Source organism: Pseudomonas sp. GB2N2 (assembly GCF_054897705.1).
The window spans coordinates 5336744-5357673 of sequence record NZ_CM142701.1; the positions used below are offsets into that span (position 1 = coordinate 5336744).

The 20930-nt window shown below is 58.5% G+C and carries 20 protein-coding genes; 12 read left to right on the plus strand and 8 right to left on the minus strand.

All coding sequences use genetic code 11. The features are described 5' to 3' along the window. The first annotated feature begins 47 nt into the window (after positions 1-47). From ACYZT4_RS24775 to ACYZT4_RS24785, 3 genes are read left to right on the plus strand one after another with little or no spacing between them, the layout of a single operon-like run. Positions 48-581 carry a (2Fe-2S)-binding protein gene (locus ACYZT4_RS24775; RefSeq protein WP_461983514.1) on the plus strand — a complete coding sequence of 178 codons (534 nt, stop codon included), beginning with the start codon at positions 48-50 and terminating at the stop codon, positions 579-581. Next, a complete protein-coding gene (locus tag ACYZT4_RS24780; RefSeq protein ID WP_461983516.1) occupies positions 578-1567 on the plus strand; it encodes an FAD binding domain-containing protein in 990 nt (329 codons plus the stop codon). Before ACYZT4_RS24775 ends, ACYZT4_RS24780 begins: the two co-directional genes overlap by 4 nt. After that, positions 1564-3765 carry a xanthine dehydrogenase family protein molybdopterin-binding subunit gene (locus ACYZT4_RS24785; RefSeq protein ID WP_461983518.1) on the plus strand — a complete coding sequence of 734 codons (2202 nt, stop codon included), beginning with the start codon at positions 1564-1566 and terminating at the stop codon, positions 3763-3765. The genes ACYZT4_RS24780 and ACYZT4_RS24785 overlap by 4 nt, the downstream gene beginning before the upstream one ends. Here the strand turns inward: ACYZT4_RS24785 and ACYZT4_RS24790 are convergent. After that, positions 3762-5000, minus strand: a complete 1239-nt coding sequence (locus tag ACYZT4_RS24790) for an MFS transporter (protein ID WP_461983520.1) — start codon at positions 4998-5000, stop codon at positions 3762-3764. The two genes, ACYZT4_RS24785 and ACYZT4_RS24790, sit on opposite strands and share 4 nt — an antisense overlap. Before the next feature lie 481 nt (positions 5001-5481). On the opposite strand from ACYZT4_RS24790, the gene ACYZT4_RS24795 reads away from it, so the two are divergent. From ACYZT4_RS24795 to ACYZT4_RS24805, 3 genes are read left to right on the plus strand one after another with little or no spacing between them, the layout of a single operon-like run. Then, positions 5482-6924, plus strand: coding sequence for a cytochrome ubiquinol oxidase subunit I (locus tag ACYZT4_RS24795; protein ID WP_461983522.1), 1443 nt, complete (start codon positions 5482-5484; stop codon positions 6922-6924). Between the two features lie 3 nt (positions 6925-6927). Then, positions 6928-7935 carry a cytochrome d ubiquinol oxidase subunit II gene (gene cydB, locus ACYZT4_RS24800; RefSeq protein WP_461983524.1) on the plus strand — a complete coding sequence of 336 codons (1008 nt, stop codon included), beginning with the start codon at positions 6928-6930 and terminating at the stop codon, positions 7933-7935. A 56-nt stretch (positions 7936-7991) separates the two neighbouring features. Then, positions 7992-8159, plus strand: coding sequence for a DUF2474 domain-containing protein (locus tag ACYZT4_RS24805; protein ID WP_461988790.1), 168 nt, complete (start codon positions 7992-7994; stop codon positions 8157-8159). 78 nt (positions 8160-8237) lie between these two features. Here ACYZT4_RS24805 and ACYZT4_RS24810 read toward each other — a convergent pair whose 3' ends face one another. Beyond that, positions 8238-9362, minus strand: coding sequence for a methyltransferase (locus ACYZT4_RS24810; protein WP_461983525.1), 1125 nt, complete (start codon positions 9360-9362; stop codon positions 8238-8240). Positions 9363-9527: 165 nt separating this feature from the next. Continuing rightward, positions 9528-10250, minus strand: coding sequence for a helix-turn-helix transcriptional regulator (locus tag ACYZT4_RS24815; RefSeq protein WP_461983527.1), 723 nt, complete (start codon positions 10248-10250; stop codon positions 9528-9530). A gap of 322 nt (positions 10251-10572) precedes the next feature. On the opposite strand from ACYZT4_RS24815, the gene ACYZT4_RS24820 reads away from it, so the two are divergent. Beyond that, a complete protein-coding gene (locus tag ACYZT4_RS24820) occupies positions 10573-11349 on the plus strand; it encodes a ferredoxin--NADP reductase (RefSeq protein ID WP_461983529.1) in 777 nt (258 codons plus the stop codon). Between the two features lie 41 nt (positions 11350-11390). Here the strand turns inward: ACYZT4_RS24820 and mscL are convergent, their stop codons facing one another. Further along, positions 11391-11807 (minus strand): large-conductance mechanosensitive channel protein MscL, encoded by a 417-nt coding sequence (mscL, locus tag ACYZT4_RS24825; protein WP_461983531.1) that lies wholly within the window; start codon positions 11805-11807, stop codon positions 11391-11393. Between the two features lie 537 nt (positions 11808-12344). Between mscL and radA the strand changes: the two genes are divergently transcribed. Beyond that, on the plus strand, positions 12345-13712 hold the full coding sequence (gene radA / locus ACYZT4_RS24830) for a DNA repair protein RadA (protein WP_150710938.1): 1368 nt from the start codon (positions 12345-12347) through the stop codon (positions 13710-13712). 118 nt (positions 13713-13830) lie between these two features. Here radA and ACYZT4_RS24835 read toward each other — a convergent pair whose 3' ends face one another. Continuing rightward, on the minus strand, positions 13831-14199 hold the full coding sequence (locus ACYZT4_RS24835) for a PilZ domain-containing protein (protein WP_461983533.1): 369 nt from the start codon (positions 14197-14199) through the stop codon (positions 13831-13833). Between the two features lie 160 nt (positions 14200-14359). Between ACYZT4_RS24835 and ACYZT4_RS24840 the strand changes: the two genes are divergently transcribed. From ACYZT4_RS24840 to yjiA, 3 genes are read left to right on the plus strand one after another with little or no spacing between them, the layout of a single operon-like run. After that, a complete protein-coding gene (locus ACYZT4_RS24840; protein ID WP_461983534.1) occupies positions 14360-16426 on the plus strand; it encodes a carbon starvation CstA family protein in 2067 nt (688 codons plus the stop codon). Positions 16427-16440: 14 nt separating this feature from the next. Then, positions 16441-16638, plus strand: coding sequence for a YbdD/YjiX family protein (locus tag ACYZT4_RS24845; RefSeq protein ID WP_201228575.1), 198 nt, complete (start codon positions 16441-16443; stop codon positions 16636-16638). A gap of 49 nt (positions 16639-16687) precedes the next feature. After that, positions 16688-17659, plus strand: coding sequence for a GTPase (yjiA, locus tag ACYZT4_RS24850; protein WP_461983536.1), 972 nt, complete (start codon positions 16688-16690; stop codon positions 17657-17659). Between the two features lie 51 nt (positions 17660-17710). On the opposite strand, the gene ACYZT4_RS24855 is transcribed toward yjiA, so the two are convergent. Genes ACYZT4_RS24855 through ACYZT4_RS24865 form a run of 3 tightly spaced genes read right to left on the minus strand, consistent with a single transcriptional unit; the run spans position 17711 to position 20497 of the window. Next, positions 17711-18400, minus strand: a complete 690-nt coding sequence (locus ACYZT4_RS24855; protein ID WP_461983537.1) for a GntR family transcriptional regulator — start codon at positions 18398-18400, stop codon at positions 17711-17713. A gap of 24 nt (positions 18401-18424) precedes the next feature. Then, positions 18425-19129: a FadR/GntR family transcriptional regulator gene (locus tag ACYZT4_RS24860; RefSeq protein ID WP_461983539.1), complete on the minus strand. Its 705-nt coding sequence runs from the start codon at positions 19127-19129 to the stop codon at positions 18425-18427. Positions 19130-19183: 54 nt separating this feature from the next. Then, the gene (locus tag ACYZT4_RS24865; RefSeq protein WP_461983540.1) at positions 19184-20497 is read right to left on the minus strand and encodes a C4-dicarboxylate transporter DctA; all 1314 of its coding nucleotides are present in this window, start codon (positions 20495-20497) and stop codon (positions 19184-19186) included. On the opposite strand from ACYZT4_RS24865, the gene ACYZT4_RS24870 reads away from it, so the two are divergent. After that, positions 20496-20912 carry a hypothetical protein gene (locus ACYZT4_RS24870; RefSeq protein WP_461983541.1) on the plus strand — a complete coding sequence of 139 codons (417 nt, stop codon included), beginning with the start codon at positions 20496-20498 and terminating at the stop codon, positions 20910-20912. The genes ACYZT4_RS24865 and ACYZT4_RS24870 overlap by 2 nt on opposite strands. The last annotated feature ends 18 nt before the right edge of the window (positions 20913-20930 follow it).

Consider the following 20930-nt stretch of genomic DNA (forward strand, 5'->3'; position numbering starts at 1 on the left):
GCGGTTTGCCAAAACGCCGCGAATGTACGACCAACCGTGAGGTGTTTATGAGCGCGACCCTTTCCGAGGCGGCGCAGCCGTCCTTCGTCCGTCACCCGGTACGCCTGACCCTCAATGGCCAGGAACGTCAGTTGAAGGTCTTGCCCTGGACCACATTGCTGGATCTGCTGCGAGAGCAGCTGGATCTGATCGGCACCAAAAAAGGCTGTGACCACGGGCAATGCGGTGCCTGTACGGTGTTGTTGAATGGCAAACGAGTGAATGCTTGCCTGACGTTGGCGGTGATGTGCGATGGCGCCGAGCTGATCACAGTTGAAGGATTGGCCAGCGGCGACGAGCTTCACCCGATGCAGCAGGCGTTCATCAAACACGATGCCTTTCAGTGCGGCTATTGCACGCCGGGGCAGATTTGTTCGGCGGTTGGGCTGGTCAATGAAGGTCGCGCGCAGACCCCCGAGGAAATCAAGGAGCTGATGAGCGGTAATCTCTGCCGCTGTGGCGCCTACAGCAATATCCGTGATGCCATCCAAGAAGCACTTCCGGCCTGTCGTCAACGCAACGTGCAAGGAGATGGCCAATGAACCCCTTTCATTACAGCAAGCCAGACTCCGTGCAGGACGCGGTCCATCTCGCCGGGCCGGCATCGCGCTTCATCGCCGGCGGCACGAACCTGCTGGATTTAATGAAGGAAAACATTTCCCGCCCGGAACACCTGATCGACATTACCGGGTTGCCGTTGCGTGAAATCACGGAAACCGCCAGCGGCGGGCTGCTGATCGGCGCGCTGGTCAGCAATGCCGATCTGGCCTGGCACCCGCTGATCGAACAGCGTTATCCGTTATTGTCCCAGGCGATTCTGGCCGGGGCTTCGCCGCAACTGCGCAACATGGCCAGTACCGGCGGTAATCTGCTGCAACGCACGCGCTGTTATTACTTCTATGACGCCAGCGTGCCGTGCAACAAACGCGAGCCCGGCAGTGGTTGCCCGGCGCGCGAGGGGTTGAACCGCATCCACGCGATCCTTGGAGCGAGTACCCAGTGCGTCGCCACCCATCCATCCGACATGTGTGTTGCTTTGGCAGCACTTGACGCGGTGGTTCATGTGCAGGGTCGCGATGGCGGGCGAACCATTGCCTTCGACGAGTTCCATCGCCTACCGGGCGATGCACCGGAGCGCGACAATCACTTGGCCGACGATGAACTGATCACGGCTGTCGAATTGCCCTCCGCAGGTTTTCGCGCACACAGCCACTATCTTAAGATTCGGGATCGTGCTTCCTATGCGTTCGCTTTAATTTCTGTCGCGGCTGCGCTCGACATGAGCGGGCCGATCATCCGTGAAGCGCGTCTTGCTCTGGGTGGTGTCGCGCACAAACCCTGGCGCGACAAGGCGATCGAGGCTTCGCTGGCGGGAAAAACACCCAGCCTCGAAACATTCAGCGCCGCCGCCGATGCCTTGCTGCAAAACGCCGAACCGCTCGAACACAACGCTTTTAAAGTGCAACTGGCGCGTCGGGCCATCATCCGCGCCCTGAGCGATGCCGCGCAGGGAGGGCAAACCTCATGAACACATTCACCCCAGCCATTGGCCAACCGCTGGACCGGGTTGACGGTCATTTGAAGGTGACCGGTCAGGCTCGTTATGCGGGGGAGTTTGCCGAAGATGGCTTGTTGTACGGCAGCGTCGTATCCAGCACTATCGCCTGCGGACGGGTCGTCAGCATTGATGCGTCGAAAGCATTGGCGTTGCCCGGAGTGATTGCTGTCATCGATCACAGCAACCGCCCGAAAATCGCCAGCTATGACAAAGATTACGAAGACGCGGACTCGGCCAAGGGTTCGCCTTTCCGTCCGCTGTACAACGACCGCGTGCTTTACAGTGGGCAGCCGCTGGCGCTGGTTGTCGCCGATAACCTTGAGTTGGCGCGTCATGCAGGTTCGTTGGTCACTATTGAGTACGAAACAGAGCGTCATCAGACCGATCTGCTAAGCCTGCAGGATGAGGCTCATTCAGCACCGGCCGAGCTGCCCAAACCCCGTGGGAATTTTCAGACCGAGTTTGCCGGCGCGGCCATCAGTCTGGACCTGAATTACAGCACCCCGATCGAACATCACAACCCGATGGAGCCCCACGCCAGCACCGTGCTGTATCAGGCCGATGGCAGCCTGCACATCCACGATAAAACCCAAGGCCCGCAGAACTGCCAGTCCTACGTGCAAAAGGTCTTCGGGCTTGAGAAAGAGCAGGTCAGGATTTTCGCCGCTTATGTCGGCGGTGCATTTGGCTCGGGATTGCGTCCGCAATATCAAATGCCCTTGGCGGTGATGGCAGCGCTGCAGCTCAAGCGCTCGGTTCGGGTCACGTTGACCCGTCAGCAGATGTTCACGTTCGGCTATCGCCCGCGCACCTTGCAACGCCTGCAATTGGGCGCGGCAGCCAATGGACGCTTGCTCGCGGTCGCGCACACGGCCATCGGGCAAACCTCGCGTTTCGAGGAGTTCACCGAACATGTGGTGGAGTGGAGCGGCATGCTCTATCACTGCAACAACGTGCAGTTGACCTACAAACTGGTTCCTCTGGATGTCTTCACGCCCCTGGACATGCGTGCGCCGGGCGCGGCGCTTGGCTTGATCGGCCTCGAATGCGCGATGGATGAACTGGCCTGCGCGTTGGCGATCGATCCGGTGCAGTTGCGTTTGGTTAATTACAGCGAGCGCAATCAGAACGAGGATAAACCCTACTCCAGTAAGGAACTGCGCGAATGTTACGCCCAGGGCGCCAAGCGTTTTGGCTGGGATCAGCGCAATCCTGAGCCGCGCAGCATGCGCCAGGGCCGGCAATTGGTGGGTTGGGGCATGGCGGGTGGTGTCTGGGAGGCTTTGCAAATGAAGGCCAGTGCCAAAGCCACGCTCGATCATCAAGGCAAACTGACAGTCAGCAGTGCGACGACGGACATCGGCACAGGTACCTACACCGTGATGACGCAGATTGCTGCGCAGGCGTCAGGCGTTTCCTTGAAGGATGTCACCTTTGTCCTCGGCGATTCTTCTTTGCCGACCGCGCCGTTGCAGGGTGGATCGTTCACGGTTTCATCTGTGGGCACCGCCGTACAGCAAGCCTGCGAAGCGTTACAGGAGAAGTTGCTGGCACTGGCGCGGCAGACTTTTCCGGCCTTCAGTGATGTGACGTCGCAGCAGGCGATTTTCGAGGACGGGCAGCTGTCATTCGGTGACGAACGGATATCCCTCGCCGATCTGGCCCGAGCCAGTGGTGATGGGGTCGTTGAAGTTCAAGTGGACGCCGAGCCAGACAAAAAGCGTGATGCCTATGCCACCGCGACGCATTCGGCGGTGTTCGTGGAGGTTCTGGTCGATGAGGCGCTGGGCACGGTGCAAGTCAGTCGTGTGGTCAGCGCCATCGCGGCGGGTCGGGTGGTCAATCCGAAAATGGCCCGCAGCCAGATTCTCGGTGGCGTGGTGTGGGGCATTGGCATGGCATTGCATGAGGAAACGCAAACCGACCATGCATTGGGGCGGCACATGAACCACAGCCTGGCCGAATACCATATTCCGGTAAACGCCGACATCGGCGACATTGACGTGCTGTTCGTCGAAGAACACGACGACATCGTCAATGCTCTTGGCTCCAAGGGCGTCGGCGAGATCGGTATCGTCGGGGTGGCGGCAGCGGTGGCGAATGCGATCTATCACGCGACCGGCACAAGGGTGCGGGACTTTCCCATCACCCTCGACAAGCTCCTTTAAACCTTCACGTCTTCCGCCGGCACATGCATGCGGTCGCGGTTGGCCAGGGTCGGGAACAGTTTGATCCAGACCCCGGTCACCACCAGCGTGCCGATGCCGCCCATGACCACCGCCGGCACGGTGCCGAACCAGTGGGCAGTGAGGCCGGACTCGAACTCGCCCAGCTGGTTCGAGGCACCGATGAACAGGCCGTTTACAGCACTGACCCTTCCGCGCATCTCATCCGGTGTTTCCAGTTGTACGAAGGACGCGCGGATTACCATGCTAATCATGTCAGCCGCGCCCAGCACCACCAGCACGGCCAGGGAGAACCAGAACGAGGTCGACAGGCCGAACGCTATAGTCGCGACGCCGAACACACCGACCGCGGTGAACATGACTCCACCGACCTTGCGGTCCACGGAAAACCGCGCCAGCCAAAGCGACATCAGCAACGCACCGACGGCCGGAGCCGAGCGCAACAGGCCCAGCCCCCACGGTCCGGTCAGCAGAATGTCCTTGGCAAACACCGGCAGCAACGCCGTCGCGCCGCCGAGCAAAACGGCAAACAAATCCAGCGAAATGGCGCCGAGAATGTCCGGACGGCTGCGAATGAAGCGGATGCCTGCGAGCAGCGAATCCAAAGTCGCCTTGCCTTTGTTCAGCGGTGTTTGCCGAGCGGGCAGGTTGAGCATCAAGGCGCAGGCGATTACGTAGAGGATTACCGTTGGCCCGTACACCCAGACGCTGCCGAAGGCATACAGCAAGCCGCCGAGCGCCGGGGCGACGATGGTTGCCGATTGTTGTGCCGACTGTGCGGCGGCGACGGCACGTGGGAACAGCGCCGTGGGCACGATACTGGGCAGCAATGCCTGGGTGGTTGGCATCTCGAACGAGCGCGCGGCCCCGAGCAGGAACGCGAGGATGAAGATCATTTCCCGGGTGACATGGCCAGTGGCGCCGCCTATCGCCAGGGTCAACGCGATCAAGGCTTGCAGCGACTGGCAGATGGCCGCGACCTTGCGCCGGTCATAGCGGTCGGCGACGTGCCCGGTGTGCAGCATGAACAGCACCCGCGGGGCAAATTCCACCAGCCCCACCAAACCCAGGTCCAGCACGTTGCCGGTCAGTTGATACAGGTTCCAGCCGATGGCCACGGTAAGCATCTGAAAACCACTGGCGGTGAATACCCGAGCCAGCCAGAACGCGATGAAAGGGCGATGATGACGTAACAGCAAGGGCGCTTGGCTGGGCATCTGAGGCGGATCTTGAGCGAGGGGAAGCGCGAGATTATCACCAACCTGTAACCGGAAGTTGCAGCCAGGGTAATATAGTTAGCTAAACACCGATTCCGCAAACCCTTAAAACATTGGTGGGAGCGGACTTGCTCGCGAATGCGGTTTGATATTCAACATAGATGCTGGCTGACAGACCGCCTTCGCGAGCAAGCCCGCTCCCACAGGTGAAAATGTTGCGACGGATCTCGAGGCCTATGAGGCAACCTGTCACGCGGCAAAAGACCACACCGTCCAGCGTCAAAAACAGGACTACTCTTTTACCCATGCTTGATCCAGATCAAAACCCTGCGGGAATTGATCCGGTGGCCAGATGGCCAGATTCCCTACGTGTGATGTTGGTATAAAAAGAACGAATCCAAATTCGCCACACTCCATATCCGTGGGGGCAGTGGGTGCAGGCTCAAGCCTTCAGCCGGTATTACCTGACAGAGGAAGACTTATGTTCGGTTTGGAGGCGCTTGAACTCGCCCGAATTCAGTTTGCGTTCACCATTTCGTTCCACATCCTGTTCCCGGCCATCACCATTGGCCTGGCGAGCTACCTGGCGGTGCTCGAAGGCTTGTGGCTTAAAACCAACAACGATACCTACCGCGATCTGTATCACTTTTGGTCGAAGATCTTTGCCGTCAACTTCGGCATGGGCGTGGTCTCCGGGTTAGTAATGGCCTATCAGTTCGGCACCAACTGGAGCCGTTTCTCGGACTTTGCCGGTTCCGTGACCGGGCCGTTGCTGACCTACGAAGTGCTGACCGCGTTCTTTCTCGAAGCCGGTTTTCTGGGGGTCATGCTGTTTGGCTGGAACAAGGTCGGACGCAACCTGCACTTCTTCGCCACGATCATGGTCGCCGTCGGCACGCTGATCTCTACGTTCTGGATTCTCGCCTCCAACAGCTGGATGCAAACCCCGCAGGGCTTCGAAATCATCAACGGCCAGGTTATTCCGACCGATTGGTTTGCGGTGATCTTCAACCCGTCGTTCCCGTATCGCCTGGCGCACATGGCGACAGCGGCATTTGTCGCGACGGCGTTCTTCGTCGGTTCCTCGGCGGCCTGGCATTTGCTGCGGGGCAAAGACAACCCGGCGATCCGCACCATGCTGTCGATGGCCATGTGGATGGCCTTGATCGTGGCGCCGATCCAGGCGGTCATCGGTGACTTCCACGGGCTGAATACCCTGGAGCATCAACCGGCGAAAATTGCCGCCATCGAAGGCCACTGGGAAAACGTCGGTGATGAACCGACGCCGCTGATCCTGTTCGGCTGGCCGGACATGAAAGCCGAGAAAACCAAATTCGCCGTCGAAATTCCCTATCTGGGCAGCCTGATTCTGACGCACTCGCTGGACAAACAGGTGCCGGCACTCAAGGACTTCCCGCCGGAAGATCGACCCAATTCGACCATCGTGTTCTGGTCGTTCCGGATCATGGTCGGCCTCGGCTTCCTTATGATCTTCACCGGGCTGTGGAGCCTGTGGCTGCGTAAACGCGACAGGCTGTATACCTCGCGGCCGTTCCTGTACCTGGCGTTGTGGATGGGCCCGTCCGGCCTGATCGCGATTCTCGCCGGTTGGTTTACCACTGAGATCGGCCGTCAACCGTGGGTTGTTTACGGCCTGATGCGTACGGCGGATGCGTCCTCCAACCACAGCTTTGTTCAGATGAGCATCACCCTGATCCTGTTTGTCGTGGTGTATTTCGCGCTGTTCGGCACCGGTCTGGGCTACATGATGCGGCTGGTGCGCAAAGGCCCGCAGATCGATGAAGGCAAGGAAACCAACGAAGGTGGCCCTGGCAAAAAACGCACGCCGGCACGGCCGCTGTCCGCGGCTGACGATGATGACGCCGAGGGCGACCACCGTCCCAGCCTGACCAAGGAGATATGAGTCATGGGTATTGATCTTCCGCTGATCTGGGCCGTGATCATCATCTTCGGCATCATGATGTACGTGGTCATGGACGGTTTCGACCTGGGAATCGGGATTCTTTTCCCGTTCATCCCGGGCAAGACCGACCGTGATGTGATGATGAACACTGTCGCGCCGGTCTGGGACGGGAATGAGACCTGGCTGGTACTGGGCGGTGCGGCGTTGTTCGGCGCCTTTCCGTTGGCGTATTCGGTGGTGCTGTCGGCGCTGTACCTGCCGCTGATTTTCATGTTGATCGGGCTGATCTTTCGCGGTGTGGCGTTCGAGTTCCGCTTCAAGGCCAAGGATGACAAGCGTCATCTGTGGGACAAGGCGTTCATTGGTGGTTCGGTCGCCGCGACCTTCTTTCAGGGGGTGGCGCTGGGGGCCTTCATCGATGGGCTGCCGGTGGTCAACCGCCAGTTTGCCGGTGGTTCACTGGACTGGCTGACGCCGTTCACCCTGTTCTGCGGCCTGGCGCTGGTGGTGGCTTACGCATTGCTCGGCTGCACTTGGCTGATCATGAAAACCGAAGGCAAGTTGCAAGAGCAGATGCACAATCTGGCGCGGCCATTGGCTTTCGTGGTGCTGGCGGTGATCGGCATCGTCAGTATCTGGACGCCGCTGGCGCATGCGGAGATCGCAGCGCGCTGGTTCACCCTGCCGAACCTGTTCTGGTTCCTGCCGGTGCCGATCCTGGTGCTGGTGACCATGTACGGCCTGATGCGCGCGGTGGCACGCAACGCGCATTACACACCGTTCCTGCTGACCCTGGTGCTGATCTTCCTCGGGTACAGCGGCCTGGGCATCAGCCTGTGGCCGAACATCGTGCCGCCGTCAATCTCGATCTGGGACGCCGCCGCACCGCCGCAAAGCCAGGGCTTCATGCTGGTCGGCACGTTATTCATCATCCCGTTCATCCTGGGTTACACCTTCTGGAGCTACTACGTGTTCCGCGGCAAGGTCACCCATGAAGATGGATATCACTAGCGCATGCGGCAATGGCGCGGGCTGATACCTGCGCCATTTCAGAGGAGATAACGATGATGGCTGGTAAACACACCTTGGAAGAAATCCAGGCCGCCGAAAAAAAACCGCTGTGGCAGCGGCTCGGCTGGCTGGCAATGATCTGGGTGGGCAGCGTGGCGGCGCTGTTCATCGTCGCGAGCCTGATGCGCATGTTTATGAATGCCGCAGGCCTCTCGACCCACTGAAACTTATACGCTCCCAGCCCGCTGCCTTGCGGCACGGATTGACAACCCTCCAGCGCTGGAGGGTTTTTTTGTCTGGAATTACTTGCGGGCCTTGAGGATCACGAACTTGGGTGTGGCCGCCACTTGCTCAACGCCACGGAACAGTCGCGCGAGCTTGCTGTGATAACCCAAGTGGCGATTGCCGACGATGTACAGCGCACCGCCCACCACCAGCGCTTCCCGCGCTTGCTGGAACATCCGCCAGGCGAGAAAGTCGCCCACCACTTGCTGTTGGTGAAACGGCGGGTTGCATAGCACCACATCTAATGATTGCGCTTCCTGCCCGGCCAAGCCGTCGCCGGCACGCACGATCACCTCGCGGTCACCCAGCGCGGCGCGCCAGTTTTCGGCTGCCGATTGCACCGCCATGAATGATTCGTCCACCAGCGTGTAGTGCGCTTGCGGATTCTGCAGGGCACTGGCGATGGCCAGCACACCGTTGCCGCAACCGAGGTCGGCAACCCGTCCCGCGCCTAGGTTTTTCGGCAAGTGCGGGAGAAACGCCCGCGTGCCGATATCCAGACCTTCGCGGCAAAACACGTTGGCGTGGTTGAGCAATTCGATGGACGGCGCGTCGAGACGATAGCGGGTCGGATAGGGCGAAACAGCCGGTGCCTTGGCTTCAGCCGTAGCAATCAACAGCCGAGCCTTCTTCACCGCCAACGACGCCTGCACCGGGCCGATGTAGCGTTCCAGCAAATCCCCGGCGGCTCGTGGCAGATGTTTGATCATGGCGCCGGCGATCACATGGGCGCCGGGTGCCAGTTGGTTTTGCAGGCGAATCAGTTGTTCTTCCAGCAATGCCAGGGTTTTGGGTACCCGGATCAGCACCCGGTCAAATGGGCCGGTAAACGCCTCGCTGGCCGGAACGCTGGGCACTGCATCAAATGCCTTGCCGTTGCGGATCAGATTTTTTTCCAATCCCTGAAAGGCCAGGAACGAGTCGCCGCTGCTGGTGACTTGAACGTTGCCCACCAGGCTGGCAGCCAACGCACCAAAGCTGTCGTTGAGCACCAAAACGCGGGTATCCACGGGCGGGAGTTGTTCGGCCAGATGGTTGAGCAGGTATTCGTCGGCGGCATCAAACGCCTGCAGTGGTTCGTCCTGCTGTTCTGGCTGGCGGATAAGGTCGAGTCGGGCGAACGGTGTTTCGAGCAAGGGCATGGGGTGGGGCTCTGGGGTAATCAACGGGAATCCCGCGGCCCAGGGGCGTTGTAGCGGGCGAGACCGTCCGAGTGTACTGCGTCGTGGTGCGTCACACGTCATCACTCAGGAGGGGCCGCAAATGGTACGGTTTTTTCTTTTGGATTACTTGTGGGTTTTAACCGGTCAGCGAATCGAGGCGCTGCTGATGTAGCCGGCCTTGATGGCAGCAATAATCGCCGAAATTTTATTGCAGACTCCGAGTTTCTCTATGCAGCTTTGCGTGTGGAAATGCACGGTACGGGGGCTGAGGTTAAGAATCCTGGCACTTTGCTCGGCGGTCTTGCCCGTTGCTGCCAGTTCTAGCACAGCGATTTCCCGTGGAGTCAGGCGGGAAGACGATCTCGGCTTGGGCAGTGATTGCGCAATCAGTGCATGAAGATGACGGCACATGAACACTGAGAAGCCAAGATTTTCATAGAGCTCCCATGCCGTGACCTCGCAATGAGTCCTGGCCAGACTCAGAATGCTGCACAGGCCGCTTTCCTCATCATGCAACGATTGTGACCACCCGTGCTGCAATCCCTGCGCCTTAAGGGCTTCCCACAACGAAGGAATCTCTGAAAACAGCTGTTGCCTCCACAGAACCGGCGTCGTTGATTGATTGCAATGAGCTACTACTGGATCTACGGTACGTAAATTTTTTCGGTCATATTCGATGTTCCACTCAGCGGGGTAATTGTTGTGGCGGACCGTTTTGGACTGGTTGTCTTCGGCTTTATAAGTAGTTGAAAACGCGAAAAATTTAAACCCGATGTTTTTCGCAAATCCAAGTGCAACCCGATACGCGTTATCTATATCCGTCGTATTCGACAGTTGGGTAAGTTGTAACTCCTTCCATCGTTCCATCAGGCGTCTCCATAGCTCAGGTCTCTTGGGGCGTCATTTGGATCCAAGATCCGACACGGTGTGAAGTGTAGGATGATTCCTACGGCGAAGTGAGAATTTTTGGCTTTACCGAGACCTTAAAAATTAAATATTGGTTCTAATAAATGATATGTGGGTATTAATTCAATACCCGTGGTTAGAGCAATTGAGTAATGGCTCTAATAATGGCGATGCATTGAAATGATTCGGGTCGATAATGGAAAATCAAAGGCATTACAAACCGTCGGTGTTTAACACGGCCACTTTGCGGGACACTGGAGCCACTTGTTCAATGGAGCGCCCCATGACCGCCAGCGCAGAAAAATTTACCCGCCAGGCCCTGATCGAGGTCCAGTCGTTGACCCCGAACCTGTTTACCCTGCGCACAACTCGGGATTCTGGATTTCGTTTTCGTGCCGGGCAGTTCGCCCGGCTAGGGGTCACCAAGCCGGATGGGAGCACGGTGTGGCGTGCCTATTCCATGGTCTCTTCACCTCATGACGAGTTTCTGGAGTTCTTTTCGATTGTGGTCCCGGGGGGCGAATTCACCAGTGAGCTGAGTCGGCTGGGCGTTGGCGACACATTGCTCGTCGACCGTCAGGCCTTTGGATACCTGACGCTTGACCGTTTCGTGGACGGGCGTGACCTCTGGTTGTTATCCACAGGCACCGGCGTGGCACCGTTTTTGTCGATCCTGCAGGACTTCGAGGTCTGGGAGAAATTCGAACGAATCATCCTGGTCTACAGCGTGCGTGAACCTCAGGAGCTGGCGTATCAGACGCTGATCGCGGAGTTGGCTGAACGAGACTACCTGGCTGAATACGCACACAAATTTCAGTTCATCGCCACCGTCACGCGGGAGGAACATCCGGGCACCTTGAATGGCCGGATCACGACGCTGATAGACAATGGAGAACTGGAGAGCGTGGCGGGCGTGGCCCTGACGGCCGAGCATTCGCGGGTCATGCTCTGCGGTAATCCGCAGATGATCGAGGACACGCGCGCACTGCTGAAACAGCGCGACATGCACCTGAGCCTCAGTCGACGTCCCGGGCAGGTAGCGGTAGAAAATTACTGGTAAAAAAACGGCGCCCATAAGGCGCCTTTTTCGAGTGAATCAGGTCACTCTGGCTGATTATTCTGGGCCTTCAACAGATCGCGAATCTCGCCCAACAGCTCTTCTTCCTTGGTCGGAACAGCCGGCAGGGTTGGCGCTACGGCTTCTTCGCGCTTCAAGCGGTTGATGGCTTTGACGCCCATGAAGATGGCGAATGCGACGATGACGAAATCAATCATGCTCTGGATGAATTTGCCGTACGCCATCACCACGGCGGGGCCTTCAGCAGTGGCTGCCTTGAGCGTGATGGCCAGATCACTGAAATCCACCCCGCCGATCAGCAGGCCGATGGGTGGCATGACCACGTCACCCACAAATGACGAAACGATCTTGCCGAAGGCGGCCCCGATGATGATACCGACGGCCATGTCGACCACGTTGCCTTTGACCGCGAAGGCCTTGAATTCACTGATCACGCCCATAGGTTATTTCCTTGTTACAGATGAGGTTGGTAACGCAGTGTAAATCAGCAGGAAGCATCCTGCTTGAAACACCTGCTTACGATGCTTGCCGTGCAGTCGACCTGATGAGGCGCAAAAAGTTTTGCACGGAACGTCGTTGAGGTAAGAGGGGCTGACTGCAGTTCTGTTAAATGAACTTTACAGTTTGATGCGCATAATATTCGTCAGAAGGGTGTTTCATTGAATTCATAACGATGGTTGTTTTAAGTATCAGCTCTAAATGTCGGAGAAGTGGGTAGTTAAGTCGGCAATTGGTTTGTTGATGGATAAGTTGAAACTGTACGTTCTGATTTGCAATAAGAAAGGGTTGTACAATTTTTAGTGTGCAGCGTGGACTCGATACTGTTCATTTCAGATAAAAGTTGTACAGGTTTTTGAGTTGGCGCGTGTTGTTTTACTTTTCTAGGACTTTTGCCCCGGCATACCTTAATAAGGCAACCGTTTCACGCCGATCAATTCCAGCTGGGTTATCATCGCACTTTTTTGCCGGGAGTTAAGATGGCCAAGGCCAAACGCATGTACGGCTGCACCGAGTGCGGTTCAACGTTCCCCAAGTGGGCCGGCCAGTGCGGGGAGTGCGGAGCCTGGAACACTTTGACCGAAACCATGGTTGAGAGCGGCGGTGCCGCAGCGCCCAGCGGTCGAACCGGCTGGACGGGTCAGCAGGCGCAGATCAGGACCCTGGCTGAAGTCAGCGTCGAAGAAATTCCGCGGTTTTCCACCGCCTCCAGCGAACTCGATCGAGTGTTGGGTGGTGGTTTGGTGGATGGCTCGGTGGTGTTGATCGGCGGTGACCCCGGCATCGGCAAATCGACCATCCTCCTGCAAACCTTGTGCAACCTCGCCAAGAGCATGCCGGCGCTGTACGTCACCGGCGAAGAGTCCCAACAGCAGGTCGCCATGCGCGCCCGCCGTCTGGGGTTACCGCAGGATCAACTGCGGGTCATGACCGAAACCTGCATCGAAACCATCATCGCCACCGCCCGGGTGGAAAAACCCAAGGTCATGGTCATCGACTCGATCCAGACAATTTTCACCGAGCAACTTCAATCGGCGCCGGGCGGCGTGTCTCAGGTTCGGGAGAGTGCGGCTTTGCTGGTGCGCTACGCCAAGCAGAGCGGCACGGCGATTTTCCTGGTCGGTCACGTGACCAAGGAGGGCGCATTGGCCGGGCCGCGCGTGCTGGAACACATGGTCGACACCGTGCTGTATTTCGAGGGCGAGTCCGATGGGCGCCTGCGTCTTCTGCGGGCGGTGAAGAACCGCTTCGGCGCGGTCAACGAGTTGGGCGTGTTCGGCATGACGGACAAGGGCTTGAAGGAAGTCTCCAACCCATCGGCGATTTTTCTCACCCGTGCCCAGGAAGAAGTACCGGGCAGTGTGGTCATGGCGACGTGGGAAGGGACTCGGCCGATGTTGGTGGAAGTCCAGGCACTGGTGGATGACAGCCATCTGGCCAATCCGCGGCGGGTCACGCTGGGGCTGGATCAGAACCGTCTGGCGATGTTGCTGGCAGTATTGCACCGTCACGGCGGCATTCCGACCCATGACCAGGACGTGTTCCTCAACGTGGTGGGCGGGGTGAAAGTGCTGGAAACCGCGTCCGACCTGGCGCTGATGGCGGCGGTGATGTCCAGTTTGCGCAACCGGCCGTTGCCCCATGATCTGCTGGTGTTTGGTGAAGTCGGTTTGTCTGGCGAGGTGCGCCCGGTGCCCAGCGGTCAGGAGCGTTTGAAGGAAGCCGCCAAGCACGGCTTCAAGCGGGCCATCGTGCCGAAGGGCAATGCGCCTAAGGAAGCACCGCCGGGGTTGCAGATTATTGCAGTGACGCGCCTGGAGCAGGCACTCGACGCATTGTTCGAGTAATCACTGTCCCTGTGGGAGCGAGCCTGCTCGCGAAAGCGGTGTACCAGTCAAAACAAAGGCTGCCTGACACACCGCATTCGCGAGCAGGCTCGCTCCCACATTGGGACGGCGTGGTCTTTCAGACTTCGATCAATGCCCCCAACTCGCGCTCCAGCTCTTCCTGATCCCCCAGATTAAGCTCGATCAACCGCCGCAAACGCTCTATGGATTCGAGGCTGATATAGCGGCAAACAAAGCCGAGCTGGCCGCGATCGTCATGCGTCAACTGCACGTCCATCTTGATGTCGATCTCATCACTCAGATGAATGTCGACGGCAAACACCTTTGTCCGATCGCCCAGCCAAGGCTCGGGCCGCTCGATCAGCAATCCCTTGAGCGATAAATCAACCAGCTTGACCGGCCAGATGAACGGTCCCTGGCTCAGCTCGGTTTGGGCATCGAACGCAATACGTTTGAAGCGGCGACGATCGGCAGGGTGTTCGCTCATGGCGTAATCCTCTGAATGTTCGCTGACTATAGACCCGCATTGTTAATGCCTGCCAGCCAGTGCAAGCGGCTAGACCAATGTCGGGGTATGGCCTTTGCCGTCAGGAGAGCTAAACTCGGGGTGGCTGTCTTTCTTGTCCACCCTGGCTGGAATTAAAAAAATGAAAAATAATAATAGCCTGCTCCGCCATCTACCCTGGCTGCTGCTGGCAATCGTAGGAGCGTGCGCCCTTGGCGTAGTGGCATTGCGCCGAGGCGAGGCAATCAACGCCTTGTGGATCGTGGTCGCTGCCGTGGCCATTTATCTGGTTGCGTACCGTTATTACAGTCTGTTCATCGCTAACAACGTGATGCAGCTCGATTCTCGACGGGCCACTCCCGCCGTGCTCAACAACGATGGTCTGGACTACGTCCCCACCAACAAACACATCCTCTTCGGTCACCACTTCGCCGCCATCGCTGGCGCAGGTCCGCTGGTCGGCCCGGTATTGGCGGCGCAGATGGGTTATCTGCCCGGCACGCTGTGGCTGATCGCCGGGGTGGTGCTGGCCGGTGCGGTTCAGGACTTCATGGTCCTGTTCATGTCCACCCGCCGCAACGGCCGGTCCCTGGGCGATATGGTTCGTGAAGAAATGGGCCAGATCCCCGGCACCATCGCGCTGTTTGGCTGCTTTCTGATCATGATCATCATCCTCGCGGTGCTGGCGCTGATCGTGGTGAAAGCCCTGGCCGAAAGTCCGTGGGGCATTTTCACGGTGATGGCGACCATTCCGATCGCGATGTTCATGGGCATCTACATGCGCTACATCCGCCCGGGCCGCATCGGTGAAATCTCTGTGGTCGGCGTGTTGCTGCTGCTCGGTTCGATCTGGCTGGGTGGGCAGATTGCCGCCGATCCGGTCTGGGCCAAGGCGTTCAGTTTCACGGGCGTGCAGATTACGTGGATGCTGGTCGGTTACGGTTTTGTGGCCGCCTCGTTGCCGGTGTGGCTGATTCTGGCGCCGCGTGACTACCTGTCGACCTTCCTGAAAATCGGCACCATCATTGCCCTGGCGATCGGGATTCTGGTCACCATGCCCGAGCTGAAAATGCCGGCATTGACCCAGTTCACCGACGGTACTGGCCCGGTGTGGAAGGGCGGTCTGTTCCCGTTCCTGTTCATCACCATCGCCTGTGGCGCGGTCTCGGGTTTCCACGCGCTGATCTCTTCGGGCACCACGCCGAAACTGTTGGATAACGAGGTGAACTCCCGCTACATCGGCTACGGCGCCATGTTGATGGAGTCGTTTGTGGCGATCATGGCGATGGTTGCCGCTTCGGTCATCGAGCCGGGTGTGTATTTCGCCATGAACAGCCCGGCCGCCGTCGTCGGCGGTGACGTGGTCACCGTGGCGCAGACCGTCACCAGCTGGGGCTTTGCAATTACCCCGGAAGCCCTGCAAGCGGTGGCCAAGGACATCGGTGAAACCACCATCCTGGCCCGCGCCGGTGGTGCGCCAACCTTGGCGGTCGGTATCGCGCAGATCCTGCACAGTGTGCTGCCAGGTGAAAACACCATGGCGTTCTGGTACCACTTCGCGATCCTGTTCGAAGCGCTGTTCATCCTGACGGCGGTCGATGCCGGCACCCGTGCCGGACGCTTCATGCTTCAGGACTTGCTCGGTTCCTTCGTGCCGGCGCTTAAACGCACCGAATCCTGGACCGCCAACCTGATCGCCACCGCCGGTTGTGTAGCGATGTGGGGCTGGTTGCTGTACCAAGGCGTGATCGATCCGCTGGGTGGCATCAACACCTTGTGGCCACTGTTCGGTATCTCCAACCAGATGCTGGCCGGTATCGCGCTGATGCTCGGCACTGTCGTGCTGATCAAAATGAAACGCCAACGCTATGTCTGGGTCACCATGCTGCCTGCGGTATGGCTGCTGATCTGCACTACGACTGCCGGTTTCATCAAGCTGTTCGACGCCAACCCGGCGATCGGCTTCCTGGCGCTGGCGAAAAAATACAGCGATGCACTGGCCAACGGTCAGATCCTCGCCCCGGCCAAGGACATCACTCAAATGCAACACGTGATTTTCAATGCCTACACCAACGCAACACTCACCGCGCTGTTCCTGTTCGTGGTCTTCAGCATCCTGTTCTATGCGCTCAAGGTCGGCATTGCCGCCTGGGGTCAAAAAGAACGTACGGATAAAGAAGCGCCATTCCAGGCACTGCCAGACGCGTAATCGAGGGATGCAGCATGTTCAATGATCTGAGTCGCCTCGGTAAATACCTCGGTCAGGCCGCGCGCCTGATGGTCGGCATGCCTGACTACGACACTTACGTCGAACACATGCAGACCAAACACCCGGACAAGCCGATGATGAGCTACGAGATGTTCTTCCGAGAACGTCAGGAAGCCCGCTACGGTGGCAAGGGTGGGCCGAAGTGCTGTTGACCTTGTAGGAGCGAGCAAGCTCGCTTCTACAGTTTTTTAGGAGATTTTTTTGTTCACACCCATCCCGGTCACGATCCTCAGCGGCTTCCTCGGCGCCGGCAAGACCACGTTGTTGCGCCACCTGCTCAAAGCCGAGCACGGCCTGAAAATCGCCGTGATCGAAAACGAATTCAGCGATGCCGGCATTGACACCCAACTGTTGGGTGACGAACCGGTGCAAGTGATGACGCTGTCCAACGGTTGCGTCTGCTGCACTATCCACACCGACCTGACCAAAGCGCTTTATCTGTTGCTCGAGCGCCTGGACAGCGGCGAAATCGCCTTCGACCGGCTGGTGATCGAATGTACTGGCCTGGCTGATCCGGCACCGGTGGCGCAAACCTTTTTCATCGACGAGGAGTTGCGCGAGCGTTACATCCTCGACGGCATCATTACTTTGGTCGATGCCGCTCATGCCGATGTGCACCTGACCCAAACCATCGCCCAGGCGCAGATCGGTTTCGCAGACCGTTTACTGGTGAGCAAACGCGATCTGGTGGACGAGCCGACGTTTACTGCGTTGAGCGAACGCTTGACGCGCATCAACCGTCGCGCGCCGATTCGCGTGGTCGAGCACGGCCAGATCGATCTGGCGGAATTGCTCGACGTGCGTGGCTTCAATCTCAATGCCGACCTCGGTGGCGGCGTGAGTTTGCGCCCGGTGAGCAAGGCGCCCTCTATCGACCGCATTTCGAGCCTGGTGCTGCGCACTGACAAGCCGCTTGATATCGACAAGCTCAGCGAGTTCATGAACGAATTGCTGGAAGACCATGGCAAGCAACTGCTGCGCTACAAAGGGGTGCTGAGCATTCTCGGTGAGCCACGGCGCATGGTGTTTCAGGGCGTGCTGAAGTTGTACGGGTTCGATTGGGATACGGAGTGGGCAGACGATGAAACGCGCGAAAGTGTGATCGTGTTCATCGCCGATGATTTACCGGAAGAGGAGATTCGTAAGGGATTTGCGCGGGTGGCGGCGGGCTGAAATGTGTAGCGTCAGTGCTGACCCCATCGCGGGCTTGCCCGCGATGGCGGACTAACCGGCAGCGAGATTTTGGCCCGGAATCGATCTCGAGTTCAGCAATTCGCTTTCAATACGATTCAAATGCTGGTGCAGCAATGCCTCGGCCTTCAGGGCATCGCCACGTTGAACTGAAATCAAAATCTCTTCGTGAACCTGCCAATCGCAATAGCCCACCACCCGCACATCAAACTGCGCAATCGCCAGCGAAGTCAGCGGCACCAAACTCCCAAGAAAATGCGCCAACGGTGTATTCCCCGCCATTTCCGCCAACTGCAAATGAAAGGCCCCCGCCAACCGAATCGCCGCGCCACGCGCGGTGCATCGGCGCTCGCTTTCAATCAACCCACGCAGACATTCGAGATCCCGCGGTCGAGCCCGCTGACACGCCAGTCGCACCACTGTAGTTTCGGCCAGTCGCCGCGCATGCAGCGTCTGCTGGATCTGCTCGCAATCGAGCAGTGCGACGCGAGGACGATGATGCGTGCGCAACACGATGACCTGCTGATGTGACAGTTGCGTCAGCACACCACGCATGTCACTGCGTCGAACATTGAACATCTGCGCCAGGCTCTCCTCAGTAAAACGACTGCCCGCATGAAGGCGTTGCTCGAGAATGGCGTCGAAGACGCGCGAACACAGATCATCCGTCTGCGCGGGATAGGGCAGGGCAACAAGAGTCTGCGGTGAAGCGAAGCTGTTCATGGCCTGTCTCCGGTTCCAAGAGGTTTAACTGCCGAGGTGGTCGTCCGGGATGTTCAGTTCGATGCCCATCCGTTGACCTTCGCGAAGAATGTGTCGACGCATCTCGGCGCTGGCCTGAGCGCTGTTCTTGCTGCGGATCGCGCGCACCACGGCTTCGTTTTCTTCAAGGCGTTCGGCCAGATGCTCGGGCGAATTGCGCAGCACCTCGGCGCTTTGCTTGAGGGCGTTGCTGGTTTGCTGCACCACGCTCTGGAAAATCGGGTTTGAGGTCAGCGTGAACAGTTCTTCGTGGAAGGCAATGTAAGCGTTGACCCCGGCTTCGCTGTCGTTGGCGTCGAGCGCTTCGCGCATGTCCATCAGGGTCAGGCGCAGTTGCCCGACTTCCTTGCTGCTGATCGATTGCGCGACCAGACCGACGATAAACGGTTCGAGGGTGTAGCGAAGTTGCAGCACGTCTTCGAGGCTGGCGTTGGCGACCGCGCTGTCATGGCTTTGGCTGTCAGTAAGATTCGCGTCCAGCACCACCACGCCTTTGCCCGGCATCGAGCGCACAAGGCCGAGGGTTTCCAGCACTATCACAGCTTCGCGCAGACTCGGGCGGCTGATGCCCAGTTGCTCGGCCAGCTCGCGCTGCCCCGGTAGCATCTCCCCCGAACGCCACTGGCCGCGGGCCAGCGCGGCGCGAAGTTTTTCTACCACTGAATTGACGACGGTTGACGTGGTAATCACGGTTTGCTCCAGGTCTCGATAAATGTGCCCGCCTCGTAAGCGGGCACACGTTGTTTAAAATTCCTGCTGGTGCGCGGGGGCCACCGGTTTTCTCGGCTGGAAGGTATAACCCGCCTGACCGGAAAGCACCTTGTTTGCGCGCTGTATATCGATGTCCTTCTCCCAGCGAGCGATGGCCACGGTAGCGACGCAGTTACCGATCAGGTTGGTCAGCGCGCGGCCGATGCCCATGAACCAGTCCACCGCCAGCACCAGCACCAGACCGACCACCGGGATCGCCGGGATCGCGGTCAGCGTTGCCGCCAGAATCACCAGCGCCGAGCCGGGAATACCATGGGCACCTTTGGAGGTGATCAGCGACACCAGCAGAATCGTCAGCAAATCAGTCATGGCCAACGGTGTGCCGGTGGCATTGGCGATGAACACGATCGCAAGGGTCAGGTAGATGGAAAAGCCGTCGAGGTTGAACGAGTAACCGGTTGGAATCACCAGGCCGACCGTCGAGCTGCCGATGCCCAGGTGCTCAAGCTTGCGCATGATTTGTGGCAGCACGGCATCGGACGAAGCGGTGCCCATGACGATCATCAGTTCTTCGCGCAAGTATTTGAGCAGCGGCCACATTCGCAAGCCGGACAGGCGCATCACCAGACCGAGAATCAGCGACACGAACGCCATGCAGGTCAGGTAGAACAGGCCGACCAGACTGCCCAGGTGTTGCAGCGAATCCAGGCCATATTTGCTGGTGGTGAAGGCAATCGCGCCGAACACACCAATCGGCGCCAGGCGCACGATCATGCCCATGATGCGGAAAATCACATGGCTGAGTTCGTTGATCAACCGGGAAATGCCGGAGGCCGCTTCACCCACCAGATTGAGCGCGCTGCCGAACAGCACGGAAAACAGCAGCACTTGCAGGATGTTGTTGTCGGCAAAAGCACCGATGACCGACGTCGGAATCAGGTCCATCAGGAATTGCGTGGTGGTGTGCATGTGCTGGCCGCGCTGGGCGATATCGCCCATGTCGGCGGCGGACAGCTGCTCCAGATGGATGTTCGCGCCGCTGCCGATGCCGGTGCTGAAAGCGAACAGCAGGCCAATCACCAAGGCGATGGTGGTCAGCACTTCAAAGTAGATGACCGATTTGAGGCCGATGCGACCGACCTTTTTCAGGTCGCCGGCGCCGCTGATACCGCTGACCACCACGCAGAACACGATCAGGCCGATGAGCATCTTGATCAGTTTGATGAAGCCGTCGCCGAGGGGTTTGAGCTGGGCGGAGTATTCGGGAAGGGTCAGCCCGCAGACGATGCCGAGCACCAGTCCGAGAACCACTTGAAGGAAGATTGAACGCGAGCACCATCTGAGCATGGGAGGAATCCTGGTCGGTGCCCTGGCTGCCGAGCGCAAGGCGCATCAGATTCAGGACTTAATTATTGTGGTCTTACCGGTATGTCCAGTGCAGGCGCAGTCTAGGCGGGGTTTCGATGGTGACGCAAGCGAAAATTCGGGCATTGGCTTGACCGGTCTTACCAGTGGCTCCGAATGGTCCGGTCTTGAGCCATTCGCCACCTTTGAAAGAATGGGCGAGACACGCTCGTCGTCGCCCGGTGCACTAGAAGTATGTCCGTCACACCTCGCCAAGGTAGCCAAGGTTCGGGGCGTTTCTTTGCTGAATGTGCAGATCGAAAGTCATCGGCACTCCACCCAAATCAGCGATGTAATTGTAGTGAGAGTCATGGCTTTTATGGTGATGCACCAACCGGAGTCTTTGACTGGTAGATGAATCTTCGTCACATCCTTT